Origin of the sequence: Providencia sp. PROV033 (genome assembly GCF_028484855.1) — a bacterium.
Lineage (GTDB): Bacteria > Pseudomonadota > Gammaproteobacteria > Enterobacterales > Enterobacteriaceae > Providencia > Providencia alcalifaciens.
Window position 1 is genome coordinate 47673 of sequence record NZ_JAMPSW010000007.1, and the last position, 18008, is coordinate 65680.

An 18008-nucleotide genomic window follows, 5' to 3' on the forward strand; every position below is an offset into this window, starting at 1 on the left:
CAAGTGCGCTATCTGATAACTCTATTTCTCAGCCTGTCGGTGCTTGTCACCGCAGGTTGCGGTTTTCGTCTTCAAGGGACAACTCAACTTCCTGAAGAATTGAAAACGTTACAATTAAGTTCTGGCGACCCATACAGTTACCAAACGCGTGTGGTCAGAGAACAGCTTCGACTCAATAACGTAACCTTGTTAGATTCCGGTCGTGCTGATGTGCCTATTTTAAAACTGGTAGGCTCAACAGAAAGCACGGATACCGTTTCGATTTACCAAGATGGTAAAGCGGCGGAAAAACAACTGACATTGGTCATGAAGGCACAAGTATTAATGCCTGATGGCGCTATTTATCCGCTGGAAACCAAAGTTGTGCGGACTTTCTTTGATAACCCGTTAGAAGCGCTCGCTAAAGATGCTGAGAACGAGATTGTGAAGCAAGAGATGCAACAACAAGCAGCACGTAACATTGTGCGCAAATTGCTTCTGGTTCACAGCGCTGAGTTAGAAAAAGCGAAAGCAAAAGCGGCTGAGAAACCTGTTGCCGAATAATGATACGCATTTATCCTGAACAGCTGGCCTCTTCGTTACAAGAGTCTCTAAGAGGCCGCTATCTCATTTGGGGCTCCGAGCCCCTTCTTATTCAAGAAAGCCAAGATGCTATTCGCCTAGCTGCTCGCCAGCAAGGATTTGAAGAGCATTTTACTTTCGCGTTAGAGCAAAATACCGATTGGGACGAGATTTTTAGTCTCTGTCAGGCGCTAAGCCTTTTCGCTAGCCGGCAAATGCTCACCTTATTTTTACCTGAAAATGGTCCCAATGCCGCAATGGCGGATAAACTCGCTCAGCTGGCAAGTTTGCTTCACCCAGATCTACTGTTAGTCCTGCGAGGACATAAACTGACTAAAGCACAAGAAAACAGTGCTTGGTTCAAAGCGATTAGCCAAGATAGTGTCTATGTCAGTTGCTTAACACCTGAGTACCAACGCTTACCTCAGTGGGTATCTAAGCGTGCTAGTCAGATGAGACTCGCATTAGAAACAGAGGCAAATCAGCTACTGTGTTACTGTTATGAAGGGAACTTACTGGGGCTTGCTCAAGCGTTAGAACGCTTATCACTGCTCTACCCTGACGGTAAACTGACCTACCCTCGCGTCGAAAGCGCAGTTAATGATTCTGCGCATTTTACGCCCTATCATTGGGTTGATGCGATTTTAGCGGGAAAACCTCGCCGTTCATGGCATATCCTTGAGCAGCTCAAGCAAGAAGATGTTGAACCCGTGATTTTGCTGCGCGCTATTCAACGTGAACTCATGTTATTGATTACGTTAAAACGTCAGTCTACGAGCACGCCATTGAAAACCTTATTCGACCAGCATAAAGTCTGGCAAAACCGCCGAGGTTTGTTAGGTGAAGCACTCCAACGTTTGAGCCTACATCAATTACAATCTGCCTTGATGTTACTCACTCAAGCGGAAATTCATACTAAGCAAGATTTCTCTCACTCTTCATGGCCAGACTTACAGTCTCTCTCCATGGTGTTGTGTGGTAAAACAGATGCGGAACATTTTATTCAGCATCCATAATGCACGATGTATAGATAAGTCACCTGATATCAATAGGTAACGAACAATGAACGCGAAACCACAAGGTCTACAAGCACTCTTTGGCGGAACATTTGACCCCATTCATTATGGACACCTGCGCCCTGTTGAAGCACTCGCAAAACAAGTCGGATTGCAAAAAGTAATTTTGCTTCCCAATCACGTTCCTCCGCATCGACCTCAACCTGAAGCAAGCCCTGCCCAGCGTTTAGAAATGGTAAAACTCGCAATTCAAGATAACCCATTGTTCTCTGTTGATACCCGTGAACTACGACGTGATACGCCTTCTTTTACGCTTGAAACACTGAGTGAATTACGCCAAGAATTAGGAGAGCAGCAACCTCTTGCGTTCATTATTGGGCAAGATTCTCTTCTATCCATCAACACGTGGCATGGTTGGACTCAGCTATTAGATAAATGCCATTTACTCGTTTGTGCAAGACCCGGTTATGCAACGCATTTCGATGACCCCGATATGCAGCAATGGCTGCAACAGCATCAAGTCACAGAACCGCAAATATTGAGCGAGACACCGAGTGGTTCAATTTTCATTGGTGACACGCCACTGGTGAATATTTCTGCCACTGAAATCCGGGAACAACTGGGTTTAGGGCAGGCTTGTGATGATTTATTGCCGCGCGCTGTTTACCACTATATTCAGCAGCAGAATTTGTATCAAAAATAAGCAGCTTTATTTCGACTATTCGAATGGAAATATCAATAAATAATTGATTCTCTTTTATTCGCTTATTTTCAATTTAATTAATTGCACAACCCCACGCATATTCTAGAATATGGGTACGCGAGAGGTAGCGATATTTTGTTTGTAAAGTTACGATAATTATCTTGCCGAATGGATAAGATATCCCTATAAATTGCCCTCTTACATCAATAAAAAATAATTTAGCCGATTTTTCCGAAAATCTGGGGTAAAATAGCGGCGCTTTATTGGGGGATATCTCCCCTGAAAGTACAGCGATAAATCGTGTTTAACAAGAGATTCTCTCAATTTGAATAAAGGTGAACCTTTTGCAAGGAACTGAACTCCAAAAATTTATTATCGATCAACTTGAAGATGCGAAAGCAGAAGATATTACATCGATCGATGTCCATGGGAAATCAAGTGTTACCGACCAAATGATTATCTGCACAGGGACTTCAAGCCGTCATCTCATGTCCGTTGCTGATCGTTTAATCGATGCATGCCGTAAACAGGGTTTGATGCCTTTAGGTGTAGAAGGCCAAGGTATTTCAGACTGGATTGTTGTCGACCTTGGTGATGCCATTGTGCATATCATGCAAGATGAAAGTCGCCGTATGTACGAACTAGAAAAACTCTGGAGCTGAGTTTGAAATTACAGCTCATCGCCGTCGGTACAAAAATGCCGGACTGGGTACAGACCGGCTTTATGGATTATCTTCACCGTTTTCCTAAAGATATGCCTTTCGAGTTAACCGAAATTCCCGCAGGAAAACGAGGAAAAAATGCAGACATCAAGCGTATTCTCGAAAAAGAAGGCGAATTGATGCTTGCTGCTGTTGGTAAAGGCAATCGCATCGTGACATTGGATATTCCAGGGGATCGTTGGGACACACCTAAACTTGCCGTTCAGCTGGATAAATGGAAACAAGATGGTCGTAATGTCAGTTTATTAATCGGTGGACCGGAAGGACTTGCACCTGCGTGTAAAGATGCTGCTGAGCAAAGCTGGTCGCTATCACCGTTAACACTACCCCATCCGCTCGTTCGCGTCCTTGTTGCCGAAAGTCTTTATCGGGCATGGAGTATTACGACTAATCATCCGTATCATCGGGAATAGTTAGGAATTAATTTGTACACAATGGCAATGGGATGAAACAACAACGCACCCCTTTTCGCGACCATACCGCAGAATCAGTTTTGTTTATTCGCCGAGCATTAATTGCTTTCGGCGTCATTGTCATACTTACCTCTATCCTCGTGACCAATTTGTATCATCTACAAATTGTCCGTCATGAAGATTACCAAACTCGCTCCAATGATAACCGCATTAAATTGGTGCCAATTGCCCCTAGCCGCGGCATTATTTATGATCGTAAAGGTACTCAGTTAGCCCTTAACAGCACTTTTTATCAGTTAGAAATTGTGCCTGAGAAAGTGGAAAACTTGCAGGAAACCCTCGACAAATTACGCGATGTGGTCGACCTCACAGACGAAGACATCACAAACTTCGAAAAAGAGCGTAAACGCTCCCGCCGCTTTACCTCAATTGCACTGAAAACTCAGCTGAACGAAGTTCAGGTAGCGCGTTTTGCGGTCAATCAGTACCGCTTTCCGGGATTAGAAGTCAAAAGCTATCAACGCCGTTCATATCCATACGGTTCAGCATTAACCCATGTCATTGGCTATGTTGCAAAAATTAACGATAAAGACGTTGAGCGCCTCGATAAAGATGGCTTGCTACCAAACTATGCCGCCAGTCATGATATCGGAAAATTAGGTATTGAGCGTTATTACGAAGATGTGTTGCACGGCAAAACAGGCTACGAAGAAGTTGAGGTGAATAGCCGAGGTAGAGTTATTCGTCAACTTCACGAACAACCACCTCAAGCAGGTCGCGATGTCTATTTAACTATCGACCTTGAATTACAGACCTACATCGAAAAAATTCTGACCACCAGCCGTGCTGCGGTCGTGGTTACCGACCCTCGTAATGGCGAAATCCTCGCTTTGGTATCAACACCTAGTTACGATTCAAACTTGTTTGTGAACGGAATTTCCAGCAAAGATTATCAAGAGCTACTAAATAACCCTAATAGACCGCTGATCAACCGAGCAACTCAGGGCTTATATCCACCCGCATCCACGGTGAAACCATTCATTTCAGTGGCAGCCTTGAGTGAAAAAGTGATTACACCGAATACCACTATCTATGATCCAGGTTGGTGGCAACTCCCCGGATCTGAAAAACGTTATCGTGACTGGAAGCGTTGGGGACACGGCAAACTGAATGTGGTCAAATCCATCATTGAATCTGCCGATACCTTCTTCTATCAAGTGGCTTATGACATGGGGATTGATCGCCTGTCTGATTGGATGACTCGTTTTGGTTATGGCGAATACACTGGTATCGACCTTTCCGAAGAGCGTCAAGGTATTATGCCAACTCGTGAGTGGAAGCAAAAACGCTATAAAAAACCTTGGTATCAAGGGGATACTATCCCTGTTGGGATCGGTCAAGGCTATTGGACATCAACGCCAATTCAAATGTCTAAGGCGCTGATGACATTAATCAATGATGGTAAAGTGAAAACACCACATTTGCTGTATGGAACTAAACTCGGCAATGCCATGGTACCTTATGAAGATAAAGAAACCCGCCAGATTGGTGATATCCACTCAGGTTATTGGGAGCTAGCTAAGACGGGTATGTATGGTGTCGCCAATGCGCCGAATGGTACGGGTAAACGCAGCTTTGTTGGCACACCATATAAAGTGGCAGCGAAATCAGGAACAGCCCAAGTATTTAGCTACGAAACCTATAACGCAAGCAAATTAGCGGAACACCTGCGCGACCATAAACTCATGATTGCGTATGCCCCTTACGATAACCCCACAATTGCCGTTGCGATTATTTTAGAGAACGGTGGTGCAGGTCCTGCGGTCGGTGATATTGTTCGCCAAATCTTTGACCATGTCCTGTTAGGTGATAACAAGACCCAAGTTGAAACCTCGGGTGCCAGCGCAGAGGAAGATCGTTAATCATGACAGACGATAAACGAAAACTATCACTATCAACACGTCTGCACATTGATGTGCCAATGTTATTGATTATCATAGCATTGCTCGCGTATAGCGCATTTATTATGTGGAGTGCTAGCGGGCTAGACCCAGATATGATGGAAAGAAAATTAGGGCAAATTTTTTCTGGCTTCGTAGTCATGATCGTGATGGCGCAAATCCCCCCACGAATGTATGAAAGCCTTGCGCCACATCTGTTTATTTTCTGTGTCATATTATTGGTTTTTGTCGATGTATTTGGGCAAATCAGTAAAGGGGCTCAACGTTGGCTCGACCTAGGTTTTGTGCGTTTCCAACCATCGGAAATTGCTAAAATTGCCGTCCCCTTAATGGTGGCTCGCTTTATGAACCGAGATACATGCCCGCCTTCATTTAAAAACACCTGTATTGCACTTGTCTTTATCTTCGTTCCAACGTTGCTCGTCGCAGCACAACCGGATCTCGGTACTTCAATTCTCGTTGCCGCATCAGGTCTATTTGTTCTATTCCTAGCAGGAATGAGCTGGCGATTGATTGCCGTTGCTGCCGTTGCGCTCGCCGCCTTTATCCCAATGCTTTGGTTCTTCTTAATGCATGATTACCAACGTGCACGAGTCATGATGTTACTTGACCCAGAAAGCGACCCACTCGGTAAGGGATACCATATTATCCAGTCTAAAATTGCCATTGGCTCCGGTGGGTTAATGGGAAAAGGCTGGCTGGAAGGCACTCAATCCCAGCTAGAATTCTTACCTGAACGACACACTGATTTTATCTTCGCTGTATTAGCCGAAGAACTCGGACTCATTGGTGTATTAGTCTTACTGGCGCTCTACATTTTGCTCATCATTCGTGGGCTCTATATCGCCGCGAGTGCGCAAAACACCTTCGGGCGAGTCATGGTCGGTGGATTAATCCTAATCCTATTTGTGTATGTGTTTGTTAATATTGGCATGGTCAGCGGCATCTTGCCTGTCGTTGGTGTTCCCCTTCCCTTAGTCAGTTATGGTGGCTCCGCCTTAATTGTTTTAATGGCTGGATTCGGTATTATCATGTCTATCCATACCCACAGAAAATTTCTATCTAAGAGTTTATAACATGAGGCTTAGTATGCGTTTACAATGGATTATGCTCGCCATGGCAACCACATTGCTCAGTGGTTGTATTAACGAAGACGTTAAGCAGCAGCCAACAGTACCAACCAATATTCCAACACAAGATGTCTTGGGTGCTGAGCCACATTATGAACCTTATCACCCAACGGCGAATAATGATTACCAACGTAATGGTAAACAGTATCAAATCGTGCGTGATCCGGCGCAGTACTCTCAAGTTGGTTACGCATCAATTTATGGACAAGAAGCCTCTGGTCAACTGACAGCCATTGGTGAACGAGCGAACCCAGTAGAGTTAACAGCTGCTCACCCAACCCTGCCAATTCCAAGTTATGCACGTATTACCAATATGATGAATGGTCGCATGATGGTGGTGCGTATTAATGACCGGGGTCCATATACACCGGGTAAAAGCATTGCCGTATCTCGTGCGGTTGCAGATCGCTTAAATCTGATGACAACGACAAAGATTAAAATTGATGCTATTCAAGTTGCACCCGATGGCAGCTTATCGGGTCCCGGTACAGTAGGTTCAAACTTTGTTAAGCAAAGTTATGCGCTCCCCGACCGCCCACAGTTGGGGTCTGGTCCATTAGGCACGCCAGTGATGCAAGAATCCCCAGCACCAACAAATTCACTGCCCGTCCAACAACCTGTTGAACCTATGCAACCGACTATGCCTGATATGAACATCAAGCCGCAGGAACCGCAAGCTGCGCCACAAGCAACCGCAACAGAATCGGTCCCTGAGCGTGGATTTTTAGTCCAAGCTGGTGCTATCAGTAGTAAAGCGAATGCACAAAGCATGTTAGACAATTTAAAAAACCAGTTTAAGGTTCCAGGACGCCTGCAACCCTACAATGGCATCTACCGTGTTCAATTAGGACCTTTTGCAACCAGACAACAAGCCGTAGAGATTCAATCTCGCTTACAGTCCGAGCGTAATCAACAATCTATGGTTGTCGCGCCTTAGTCTCCCAATAGCCGAATAATTTACGTTGTAAGGGGAAATAAATCCTTATTTCCCCTGCAACTTGAAGTAGAACGGGTATAAACTAGCGTAAATTTACCTGCACAGCGCAAGAGCTTCTTTTATCTGCCTTTGAACTTTTGCTAAACTGCGCTTTCTTGTGTTAACCGAATGCCGGATATAATGATACAACCATGAAAAATGTCTTCCCATCACGCTATGTCTTTCTGTCACGCATTGCGCGCCAGACTGCCTTGGCTTCTGCACTGATCGTTTCTACCGCTAATTTTGCAAATGCAGATGAAGCATTTCCAAATACATCAATTCCCGCAGTGCCAGACATTGATGCGGCTGCCTATATCTTAATTGATTACAATTCAGGTAAAGTCCTTGCCGAAAGCAATGCAGACCAACGCCGCGATCCTGCCAGTTTGACCAAAATGATGACCAGCTACGTTATCGGTCAAGCCATTAAATCAGGCAAAATCGGTGCGAATGATATGGTTACGGTTGGCGATGATGCATGGGCGACAGGTAATCCAATCTTCAAAGGCTCATCATTAATGTTCTTAAAACCAGGGGATCGCGTGAGTGTTTCTCAGCTGACCCGTGGTATTAACTTACAGTCAGGTAACGATGCTTGTGTAGCAATGGCGGATTATGTTGCTGGTGATCAAGCTAACTTCGTTAACTTGATGAACACCTACGTAACTAAACTGGGTCTGCAAAATACCCACTTCCAAACGGTTCATGGTTTGGATGCCGCGGGTCAATACAGTTCTGCTCGCGATATGGCGTTGATTGGTCAAGCACTGATCCGTGATGTACCGGAAGAGTACGAAATTTACAAAGAAAAAGAGTTTACGTTTAATAATATCCGCCAAACTAACCGTAATGGTCTACTATGGGATAAAAGCCTCGCCGTTGATGGGATTAAAACCGGTCATACTGATGCGGCGGGTTATAACTTAGTGGCATCAGCGAAAGATGGCGATATGCGCCTGATCTCTGTTGTTATGGGTGGAAAAAGCAGTAAAGGTCGTGATGCAGAAAGCAAAAAACTGCTCACTTATGGCTTCCGCTTCTATGAAACAGTTAAGCCACTGCAAGCCGATGTTGAGTTCGCAACTGCTCCCGTTTGGTTTGGTGATGACAGCAAAGTTAAATTAGGCGTCGTTGAAGACCTTTACCTCACCATTCCTCGTGGTCGTTTAAAAGACTTGAAAGCAAGCTACGAATTAACCACAACTGAAATTGAAGCACCGCTGAAAAAAGGCCAGCAAGTCGGAACGATTAGCTTCCAATTAGACGGCAAAACAATTGAACAACGTCCTTTAACGGTATTAAAAGATGTTGAAGAAGGTGGCTTCTTCAGCCGCTTGATCGACTACATCAAACTATTATTCCATCGTTGGTTTAGTTAATACTTGAAATCGAAATAAGTTAACCCCATATAGTTTGTATCTGAAAGCCTGTAGTGAAATACAAACCCTAGTGGGGTCATGAATTGGCTGGCGAAATCTATTTTCTTCCAGCCAATTTTTATACAGGCGCTAATTAATCTTTTAGGAGTGCCCATGAAAACGAAATTAGGTGAACTGCTTGAGTTCCCATGTCCATTGACCTACAAAGTGATGGGCCTAGCGCAGCCAGAATTAGTTGACCAAGTCATTGAAGTTGTTCAACGCCATGCTCCGGGTGACTATGCACCGGATGTGAAACCGAGCAGCAAAGGTAACTACCACTCAGTTTCTATTACGATTAACGCGACTCACATTGAGCAAGTTGAAACGCTCTACACTGAGTTAGGCGCATTAGAATTAGTCAAAGTTGTCCTGTAATGAACAACGCAAAAAGCCGAGCCATGTGCTCGGTTTTTTATTGCTCGTAACGTTGAAATATACTGCAAAATAACACGTTTATAACAAGCTAAACTGGTGGTAAAGCTTTCACAGCGTTATACTGCCATTCATCTTTACAGCCTGTGGACACCGAATTTTGTCGAAGAATAGCATCATCATCCGCGACTTAGGTCTGGCTCCCTACGAGAGCACATCTGAGGCAATGCATCAATTTACTGAATCCCGTACTTCTGATACCTGCGACGAAATTTGGCTGGTACAGCACCCTTCTGTCTTTACTCAAGGGCAAGCAGGTAAAGCTGAGCATGTTCTCGCGCCAGGAAACATTCCTGTCATCCAAAGCGATCGAGGTGGACAAGTGACGTATCATGGTCCCGGTCAGCAAGTGATGTATGTTATGGTGGATTTAAAGCGTAGCCATATTGGTGTCCGTGAACTGGTTAGTGCTCTAGAAACCTGCGTGGTGAATACCCTCGCTCATTTTAATATCAGTGCGTACCCACGCCCTGATGCCCCCGGAGTGTATGTCAATGGAGACAAAATCTGCTCCCTTGGTTTACGCATCCGCAAAGGCTGCTCGTTCCATGGATTGGCACTGAATGTTGATATGGATTTAGAGCCTTTTAATCGCATTAACCCCTGTGGTTATAGTGAGTTGAAAATGACACAAGTGCGAGCACTGTCGCCAAATATTACATTAAGCGATGTTCAACCAGTGCTTATTAGTCAGTTCTGTGACACACTTGGATTTCATATTGTTCAATAATAATGCTATAATTTTTTAACATTTTTCAAAAAAATTTTAATGGCAAACAGATAACTGGAACCGGCACATTATGAGTAAACCAATTCAGATCGAGCGTGGAATTAAATATCGTGACGCCGATAAAATGGCACTGATCCCTGTTAAAAACGTGGTGACGGAACGTGAAGAAATTCTACGTAAACCTGACTGGATGAAAATCAGATTGCCAGCTGACTCTACGCGAATTCAAGGCATCAAAGCCGCAATGCGTAAAAATGGCCTGCACTCCGTCTGCGAAGAAGCGTCATGCCCTAACCTCTCTGAATGTTTTAACCACGGAACTGCCACCTTTATGATTTTAGGTGCAATCTGTACTCGCCGTTGCCCATTCTGTGATGTTGCCCACGGCCGCCCAAATGCCCCTGATGCCAATGAGCCTGAAAAATTAGCCCAAACTATCAAAGATATGGCTCTACGCTATGTGGTTATTACTTCCGTAGACCGTGATGATTTACGTGATGGCGGCGCACAGCATTTCGCTGACTGCATCAGTGCAATCAGAGAAAAAAGCCCATCGATTAAAATTGAAACGCTTGTACCTGATTTCCGCGGCCGTATGGATCGCGCATTAGAAATCCTTACCGCTACGCCACCGGATGTGTTTAACCATAACCTTGAAAACGTTCCACGCATTTACCGCCAAGTTCGCCCTGGCGCTAACTATGAATGGTCCTTGAAATTGCTGGAAAAATTCAAAGAAGCACATCCAGAAATCCCAACAAAATCAGGTTTAATGGTTGGCTTAGGCGAAACCAATGAAGAAATTATCGAAGTTATGCGTGACTTACGTCGTCATGGCGTGACGATGTTAACATTGGGACAATACTTGCAGCCAAGCCGCCACCATTTACCCGTTAAGCGTTACGTCAGCCCTGCTGAGTTCGATGAAATGAAAGAAGCGGCTATGGATATGGGCTTCACACATGCAGCATGTGGTCCATTTGTGCGCTCTTCTTACCATGCTGACCTACAAGCAAAAGGCGAAGAAGTTAAATAATATTTACCATTTCACCCAACGATGCTTGCAGAGAAACCCTGATGATGCATATTGCACATTGGGGTTTTTTATTAATTATCTAATTTATCACCAATACAAATTATTATTCGATGAGTTTGAACCATAAAAAAACTCGCGCTAGCAATGCTAGTGCGAGTTTAGTGCTGTTCGTTTCTAAGTATTTAATTACAAAGAGACAACGTTAGCAGCTGATGGACCTTTCGCGCCTTCAGTGATTTCGAATTCGACTTTTTGGCCTTCTGCTAAGGTTTTGAAACCGTCGCCAGAAATCGCAGAGAAGTGAACAAAAACATCTTTGCTACCATCTTCTGGAGTGATGAAACCAAAACCTTTAGATTCATTGAACCACTTAACGTTACCTTTAACTTTAGACATCAAATTATTACCTTTAAAATAAAATAGACACACCATCTGTATCAAGCTCAGTACATCAGATATGTAACTTACTTGTCTACAACCTAGATCACGAAAATTGATTTAAATGATAAAAAAATATTATTTATCCACACGTTTCCCCAAAAAAACGGGAATAATTCTTATCAATAGTAATTAACGCAAAGATAAGTATTACTAATAGTTAATTTTTCAGCGTTTACTTCTCGTGAATAAGTAGCCAATCTTTAATATCCAAACCTCCTGTGTAACCCACCAATTTTCCATCATGCCCCAACACACGATGACAAGGCACAATCAATGAAATAGGATTACGGGAATTTGCCATTCCTACAGCTCGGCAATAGTTAACAGAACCTAATTTTAAGGCGAGATCTTTATAACTCCAGCGCTCACCATAAGGAATTTCGCACAAATGCTTCCAGACTTTTTTCTGAAACTCAGTACCTTGCGGATTCAGTGCGACAGAAAACACTTTCCGCTTATGATTGAAATATTCTTTTAACTCTTTAGCACACTGCTTTGAGAATTCGTTCTTCGACTCTTTCTCCGTTTTTTCATCAACAAAATAGATACTCGTCACACCTTCATCATCAGCCGTAATATGGATCCACGGTTTCGGAAAGTTTTCTGGGGCTACTAAATATTGATGGTACATAACATCTCCTCAAAAGGATTCACTTACCTGATTGTATATACAGTTATAAGGTAAATTATTTCTACTTTGCAATGATATTTTTTCTCAGTGTAGCTAACTGAATCATCTCCCCCTGAATTTTTTTATTTCCAATGTTAATAACAGCATAGCCAATAATTTGAATGATTATCATTCAAAATAAGAAATCACTATATATTGTGTGGTTGAAATATTTTTTATCAATATATAGGATCAAGCCATCTTAGATACACCACTATCACGTAACTACCACGTTCTGAAAATATTAAGGTGAAAAAAATGACTGAGATTACCATTTATAGTAAGCCTAACTGCGTCCAGTGTAATGCCACCTACCAAGCTTTTGAACGCAAGCAACTTCAATATAAAGTCATCGACCTATCTGAAGATAATCAAGCCATTGAATTTATAAAAAAACTAGGTTACCAACAACTTCCCGTTGTTATCGTGGGAGAGCAACATTGGTCAGGATTTCGCCCTGACAAAATCAATGCTTTGATTGAGTAAGTGAGGCTGATATGACCACACAGCCACTGATTTATTTTTCAAGCCATTCGGGCAGCTGCCACCGGTTTGTCGAAAAATTACAATTGCCAGCAACCCGCATCCCCATCGGTCATTTACCTGAGAATGCCATTTTAGCAACTCAGCCTTATGTACTGCTGCTACCGACCTATGGTGGAGGCTCTTCCCACGGTGCAGTACCTAAAGAAGTTGTGCATTTTCTCAATATCCCAACTAATCGTGCGTTGATTCGCGGTGTTATTGCGGCAGGTAATACTAATTTTGGGGAAGCTTACGCGCTCGCCGGCAGCATTATTGCTCAAAAATGTGCCATTCCCTTCCTCTATCGCTTCGAATTATTAGGTACTGAGCGAGATGTACAGTCCGTAAAACAAGGATTGAAAACATTCTGGGAAAGCGCTCATACAAAGGAACCAATCAATGGATAACCCACAAAACAGCCGCAATGCGGATTATCATGCGCTAAATGCGATGTTGAACCTCTATGATAGTGAAGGTCGTTTACAGTTAGATAAAGACAAGCAAGCAGCATATCTCTACTTTCGCCAGCATGTGAATCAAAACACCGTCTTTTTTCATGATTTAAAAGAGAAACTTGATTTTTTAGTGAATGAAAAATACTACGAAGAAGAGGTCCTCGCACAGTACGATTTTCCGTTCATTAAACAACTTTTCAAGCAAGCCTATGCTCATAAGTTTCGTTTTCAAACGTTCTTAGGCGCTTTTAAGTATTACACCAGCTACACACTTAAAACCTTCGATGGAAAACGCTATCTTGAACGTTACGAAGACCGCGTTTGCATGGTGGCACTCACCCTTGCACAGGGTTCTAAATCTCTCGCCTCCCTCTTCGTAGATGAAATCATCACTGGGCGCTTCCAACCTGCAACGCCAACGTTTCTCAATTGTGGGAAGAAACAGCGCGGGGAGCTAATATCCTGCTTTTTACTGCGAATTGAAGACAACATGGAGTCTATCGGGCGCTCAGTGAATTCAGCACTACAACTGTCTAAGCGCGGGGGTGGTGTTGCTTTCTTGATGAGTAATTTACGCGAACAAGGCGCCCCGATTAAACAGATCAAGAACCAATCCTCTGGCGTCGTACCTGTCATGAAAATGCTGGAAGATGCATTTTCCTATGCAAATCAATTAGGGGCGAGACAAGGTGCAGGTGCCGTTTATCTTCATGCTCACCATCCTGATATCCTGCGCTTTTTAGATACTAAACGAGAAAACGCGGATGAAAAAATTCGCATTAAAACACTCTCTCTTGGAGTCGTGATCCCTGACATTACATTCCAGCTCGCGAAAAATAATGAAGACATGTACCTATTTTCCCCTTATGACATTCAAAAAATCTACGGGGTACCCATGTCAGAAATCAGTGTTACAGAAAAATACCACGAAATGGTGAACAACAAAGCCATCAAAAAATTCAAAATTAATGCGCGGGAATTTTTCCAAACTATCGCTGAAATCCAATTTGAATCAGGCTATCCGTATATTTTATTTGAAGATACCGCGAATCGTGCCAACCCCATTGCTGGGCGTATCAACATGAGTAATTTATGCTCTGAAATTCTACAAGTAAACCAAGCCAGCCAATATGAAGATGATTTAAGTTACCAAGAAATTGGTAAAGATATTAGTTGCAACTTAGGCTCTATGAATATCGCAAATACCATGGATTCACCAGACTTTGCATTGTCGATAGAAACCGCTATTCGCGCTCTAACTGCGGTTTCAGATATGAGCAATATTGGCTCAGTTCCTTCTATTGCTAAAGGTAACCGACAATCCCATGCTATTGGTCTTGGTCAAATGAACTTGCATGGTTTTTTAGCCCGAGAACATATCCACTATGGATCTGAAGAAGGATTAGATTTTACTAATATTTATTTCTATACCGTGGCTTACCATGCCTTAAAAACATCAAACCAATTAGCCATTGAACGCCAACAAACCTTTGATGGCTTTGAATCATCCTCCTACGCTAGCGGCGAGTATTTTGATAAATATATCAACAACACATGGTTACCAAAGACCCAAACCGTTCAGGAATTATTCCGACGCTCGGGCATCGAAATACCCACACAAGCAAACTGGCAAGCCTTAAAGCAGTCAGTGATGACCAATGGAATATATAACCAAAACTTGCAAGCGATCCCTCCAACAGGATCTATTTCCTATATCAACAATTCGACTTCCAGCATTCACCCTGTAGTTGCTCCTATCGAAATTCGTAAAGAAGGCAAAATTGGGCGTGTTTACTATCCCGCACCATTTATGACCAATGAAAATCTTCAGTTCTACCAAGATGCCTATCAAATTGGTCCAGAAAAAATCATCGATACCTATGCAGAAGCGACCCAGCACGTTGACCAAGGTTTGTCGCTAACACTGTTTTTTGATGGTAATGCAACCACCCGCGATATCAATAAAGCGCAAATCTATGCCTGGCGAAAAGGAATAAAAACCTTGTATTACATTCGATTACGCCAAACTGCTCTCGAAGGTACCGAAGTAGAAGGCTGTGTTTCCTGCTCACTGTAAAAGGATAAATAATATGACCACCAGCACGCCTAATCGCCCAATTCAAGCAATAAACTGGAACCGTATTCAGGATGATAAAGACCTCGAAGTATGGAATCGGCTAACCAGTAACTTTTGGTTGCCAGAAAAAATTCCACTGTCAAACGATACTGTTTCATGGAATACACTAAAAACAGACGAGCAACAGCTCACCATTCGTGTATTTACGGGATTAACACTTCTGGACACCATCCAAAATACTGTTGGTGCGCCTTGCTTAATGGAAGATGCACAAACGCCCCATGAAGAAGCCGTTCTCTCCAATATCAGCTTTATGGAAGCGGTACACGCACGTTCCTATAGCTCGATTTTTTCTACATTATGCTCCACCGTAGATGTTGATGAAGCCTATCGCTGGAGTGAAGAAAACACTGCATTACAAAATAAAGCTAAAATTATTCTTTCTTACTATTGCGATTCCCATCCACTCAAGAAGAAAGTCGCCAGCGTTTTTTTGGAGTCCTTTCTATTTTACTCTGGCTTTTATTTGCCAATGTACTGGTCAAGCCGTGGAAAACTGACCAATACCGCAGATTTAATTCGGCTGATCATTCGCGATGAAGCCATTCATGGCTACTACATCGGTTATAAATTCCAAAAAGCGCTAGCTCATTACTCAGAACAAGAACGTAATGAAATTAAAGATTTCACTTTCTCATTGCTACTTGATTTATATGAAAATGAAATCAAATATACTCAAGAGTTGTATGATGGTGTTGGCTGGAGCGAAGACGTCAAAAGTTTTCTACACTATAACGCCAATAAAGCGTTGATGAACTTGGGCTATGAAGCACTATTCCCTGACTCAATTACACAAGTGAGCCCTGAAATTTTGTCCGCACTTTCACCTGACGCCAATGAAAACCATGACTTTTTCTCTGGCTCTGGCTCATCCTATGTCATTGGCAAAGCGGTGAGTACTGAAGATGATGATTGGCTTTTTTGAATAACATCAACAAAAATATCACGCATCAATATTCTGAAAAAATAATAAAATAACCTCATGCATTAACTCATTGAACAATAATGGTGGGTTAGGCTTAAAGCCTGCCCACTGAATAATAAATTAACACTTATATTCGAAGCATAATGAGCATAAAAACACCACAAGCGGAACTGACTACGGGCTTAACGCTCTTAATGGCAATTGCCACCGGACTCGTCGTTGCCAGTAACTATTACGCGCAACCTCTACTCGATACCATCGCACTCCAATTTAACCTCACCACTAACATGGCTGGGTTTATTGTGACGGCAGCTCAATTAGGCTATGCCGTTGGGTTACTATTTTTAGTTCCTCTCGGTGATCTTTTCGAACGAAAAAAGTTGATCATCGTCATGACGACATTGTCAGCGAGTGGTTTATTAATCACGGCGCTTTCTGACAATATTTGGCAAATTTTGCTCGGTACGGCGTTAACCGGATTATTCTCCGTTGTCGCGCAAGTCCTTGTTCCTATGGCTGCCTCTATTGCGAAACCGCATCAAAGAGGGAAAGCCGTCGGAACGATTATGAGTGGGCTACTTTTAGGTATTTTACTTGCCAGAACTATCTCTGGCGGGGTTGCCATGATCGGGGGATGGAGAGCCATTTACTGGGTCGCCTTTGGATTGATGATGATCCTCGTCCTTGTTTTAGCGCTCAAACTACCCCGCTATCACCAAAAAACTGATCTTAACTATTTTCAGCTCATCTTCTCCATTGGACGCCTGTTTTTTACAACCCCCGTATTAGGTACTCGAGCTTTACTTGGAGCCTTAACTTTTGCAAATTTTGCACTGTTATGGACTGCCATGGCATTCTTGCTTGCTAGCCCCCCATTCAATTATTCGGAAGGGACTATCGGACTATTTGGTCTTGTTGGTGCGGCAGGAGCATTAATGGCAACTCAAGCGGGTCGCTTAGTTGATAAAGGCAAAGGTAAATTAATCACGACCCTTGGCTTAGTGTTACTACTGTTATCTTGGATCCCCATTGGCATGGCGAAGTATTCGTTAATTGCCTTTATTATCGGCGTATTAGTCCTTGATTTGGCGGTTCAAGCCGTGCATGTCACAAACCAAAGTACCCTTTATCGTATTATGCCTGAAGCACGTAACCGCTTAACCGCAGGTTATATGACCAGTTATTTTATTGGTGGTGCATTAGGTTCATTACTTTCAGGATATGCATATGAACATGCGGGCTGGCTAGGCGTTGCAATTTCAGGGGCGGTCTTGACCGGAATAAGCTTAATCATTTGGGCTATTGGTGCTCGATTTGATCCAAAAATTACTTCAGAGCAATAAATACATTTAATTCTCTCAATGCATAGCCGCTAAATAGATTGCGGTTATGCATATCCAGCTCACTTAATATCAATCACATTCTTTCCTGGTCCATTATTTAACCTATTATTATGTGGCTATGATAATAATCATCTTATCAAATAGCTAACAATGATAAATAATTAGTGCAAGGTATAATTTACTTAGAAAAAGTTAATTAGTGACATAGTTAAGCAAAAAGTATACCTTCATCAAATGGTATACTTCTTGCCCATAAAATATTAACCCAGTATCACTCAGTACCCTAGGCTCCTTCTCTTGGTATTTACCCCCAAAAAGAGAGATCCTTCTATCTTGTAATTATTGAGTAATAAAAAAAATGGTATTGAGTTAATGCGATGTGATTATATATTGTTTTATATGATTTTA

19 protein-coding genes are annotated in these 18008 nt (G+C 42.8%); 17 read left to right on the forward strand and 2 right to left on the reverse strand.

All coding sequences use genetic code 11. The annotated features are described in order from the left end of the window. Nucleotides 1-3: 3 nt before the first annotated feature. The 12 genes from lptE (at nucleotide 4) to lipA (ending at nucleotide 11104) form a co-directional block, all read left to right on the forward strand. Nucleotides 4-543, forward strand: coding sequence for an LPS assembly lipoprotein LptE (gene lptE / locus PSF16_RS02900; RefSeq protein WP_036960188.1), 540 nt, complete (start codon nucleotides 4-6; stop codon nucleotides 541-543). Further along, nucleotides 543-1577, forward strand: a complete 1035-nt coding sequence (gene holA, locus PSF16_RS02905) for a DNA polymerase III subunit delta (RefSeq protein WP_006660945.1) — start codon at nucleotides 543-545, stop codon at nucleotides 1575-1577. Before lptE ends, holA begins: the two co-directional genes overlap by 1 nt. Nucleotides 1578-1623: 46 nt before the next feature. After that, nucleotides 1624-2280, forward strand: a complete 657-nt coding sequence (gene nadD / locus PSF16_RS02910; RefSeq protein ID WP_006662332.1) for a nicotinate-nucleotide adenylyltransferase — start codon at nucleotides 1624-1626, stop codon at nucleotides 2278-2280. Between the two features lie 335 nt (nucleotides 2281-2615). Next, nucleotides 2616-2942 (forward strand): ribosome silencing factor, encoded by a 327-nt coding sequence (gene rsfS, locus PSF16_RS02915; protein ID WP_006660943.1) that lies wholly within the window; start codon nucleotides 2616-2618, stop codon nucleotides 2940-2942. A 2-nt stretch (nucleotides 2943-2944) separates the two neighbouring features. After that, nucleotides 2945-3415 carry a 23S rRNA (pseudouridine(1915)-N(3))-methyltransferase RlmH gene (gene rlmH, locus PSF16_RS02920; RefSeq protein ID WP_006660942.1) on the forward strand — a complete coding sequence of 157 codons (471 nt, stop codon included), beginning with the start codon at nucleotides 2945-2947 and terminating at the stop codon, nucleotides 3413-3415. 32 nt (nucleotides 3416-3447) lie between these two features. Next, nucleotides 3448-5337, forward strand: coding sequence for a peptidoglycan DD-transpeptidase MrdA (mrdA, locus tag PSF16_RS02925; RefSeq protein WP_006660941.1), 1890 nt, complete (start codon nucleotides 3448-3450; stop codon nucleotides 5335-5337). Nucleotides 5338-5339: 2 nt separating this feature from the next. After that, nucleotides 5340-6452 (forward strand): peptidoglycan glycosyltransferase MrdB, encoded by a 1113-nt coding sequence (gene mrdB, locus PSF16_RS02930; protein WP_006660940.1) that lies wholly within the window; start codon nucleotides 5340-5342, stop codon nucleotides 6450-6452. Nucleotides 6453-6465: 13 nt separating this feature from the next. Then, nucleotides 6466-7443, forward strand: coding sequence for an endolytic peptidoglycan transglycosylase RlpA (gene rlpA, locus PSF16_RS02935; protein WP_006662334.1), 978 nt, complete (start codon nucleotides 6466-6468; stop codon nucleotides 7441-7443). 191 nt (nucleotides 7444-7634) lie between these two features. Then, a complete protein-coding gene (gene dacA, locus PSF16_RS02940) occupies nucleotides 7635-8864 on the forward strand; it encodes a D-alanyl-D-alanine carboxypeptidase DacA (RefSeq protein ID WP_272688743.1) in 1230 nt (409 codons plus the stop codon). 153 nt (nucleotides 8865-9017) lie between these two features. Continuing rightward, the gene (ybeD, locus tag PSF16_RS02945; RefSeq protein WP_006662335.1) at nucleotides 9018-9281 is read left to right on the forward strand and encodes a DUF493 family protein YbeD; all 264 of its coding nucleotides are present in this window, start codon (nucleotides 9018-9020) and stop codon (nucleotides 9279-9281) included. 157 nt (nucleotides 9282-9438) lie between these two features. Then, the gene (gene lipB, locus PSF16_RS02950) at nucleotides 9439-10068 is read left to right on the forward strand and encodes a lipoyl(octanoyl) transferase LipB (RefSeq protein WP_179897764.1); all 630 of its coding nucleotides are present in this window, start codon (nucleotides 9439-9441) and stop codon (nucleotides 10066-10068) included. Between the two features lie 70 nt (nucleotides 10069-10138). Then, the gene (lipA, locus tag PSF16_RS02955; protein ID WP_006660935.1) at nucleotides 10139-11104 is read left to right on the forward strand and encodes a lipoyl synthase; all 966 of its coding nucleotides are present in this window, start codon (nucleotides 10139-10141) and stop codon (nucleotides 11102-11104) included. 186 nt (nucleotides 11105-11290) lie between these two features. Here lipA and cspE read toward each other — a convergent pair whose 3' ends face one another. Together cspE and PSF16_RS02965 are read right to left on the reverse strand one after the other, a co-directional pair. Continuing rightward, nucleotides 11291-11500, reverse strand: coding sequence for a transcription antiterminator/RNA stability regulator CspE (gene cspE, locus PSF16_RS02960; RefSeq protein WP_006662336.1), 210 nt, complete (start codon nucleotides 11498-11500; stop codon nucleotides 11291-11293). Between the two features lie 217 nt (nucleotides 11501-11717). Continuing rightward, complete coding sequence (locus PSF16_RS02965; RefSeq protein ID WP_006660933.1) at nucleotides 11718-12176, reverse strand: methylated-DNA--[protein]-cysteine S-methyltransferase; 459 nt, start codon at nucleotides 12174-12176, stop codon at nucleotides 11718-11720. A 297-nt stretch (nucleotides 12177-12473) separates the two neighbouring features. Between PSF16_RS02965 and nrdH the strand changes: the two genes are divergently transcribed. From nrdH to PSF16_RS02990, 5 genes are all read left to right on the forward strand, one after another. Further along, nucleotides 12474-12701 (forward strand): glutaredoxin-like protein NrdH, encoded by a 228-nt coding sequence (gene nrdH / locus PSF16_RS02970; RefSeq protein ID WP_006662337.1) that lies wholly within the window; start codon nucleotides 12474-12476, stop codon nucleotides 12699-12701. 11 nt (nucleotides 12702-12712) lie between these two features. Next, the gene (nrdI, locus tag PSF16_RS02975; protein ID WP_036960176.1) at nucleotides 12713-13147 is read left to right on the forward strand and encodes a class Ib ribonucleoside-diphosphate reductase assembly flavoprotein NrdI; all 435 of its coding nucleotides are present in this window, start codon (nucleotides 12713-12715) and stop codon (nucleotides 13145-13147) included. Then, complete coding sequence (gene nrdE / locus PSF16_RS02980; protein WP_071992062.1) at nucleotides 13140-15272, forward strand: class 1b ribonucleoside-diphosphate reductase subunit alpha; 2133 nt, start codon at nucleotides 13140-13142, stop codon at nucleotides 15270-15272. Before nrdI ends, nrdE begins: the two co-directional genes overlap by 8 nt. Before the next feature lie 13 nt (nucleotides 15273-15285). Beyond that, the gene (nrdF, locus tag PSF16_RS02985; RefSeq protein WP_006660929.1) at nucleotides 15286-16257 is read left to right on the forward strand and encodes a class 1b ribonucleoside-diphosphate reductase subunit beta; all 972 of its coding nucleotides are present in this window, start codon (nucleotides 15286-15288) and stop codon (nucleotides 16255-16257) included. A 143-nt stretch (nucleotides 16258-16400) separates the two neighbouring features. Further along, nucleotides 16401-17600: an MFS transporter gene (locus tag PSF16_RS02990; RefSeq protein ID WP_006662341.1), complete on the forward strand. Its 1200-nt coding sequence runs from the start codon at nucleotides 16401-16403 to the stop codon at nucleotides 17598-17600. Nucleotides 17601-18008: the final 408 nt, after the last annotated feature.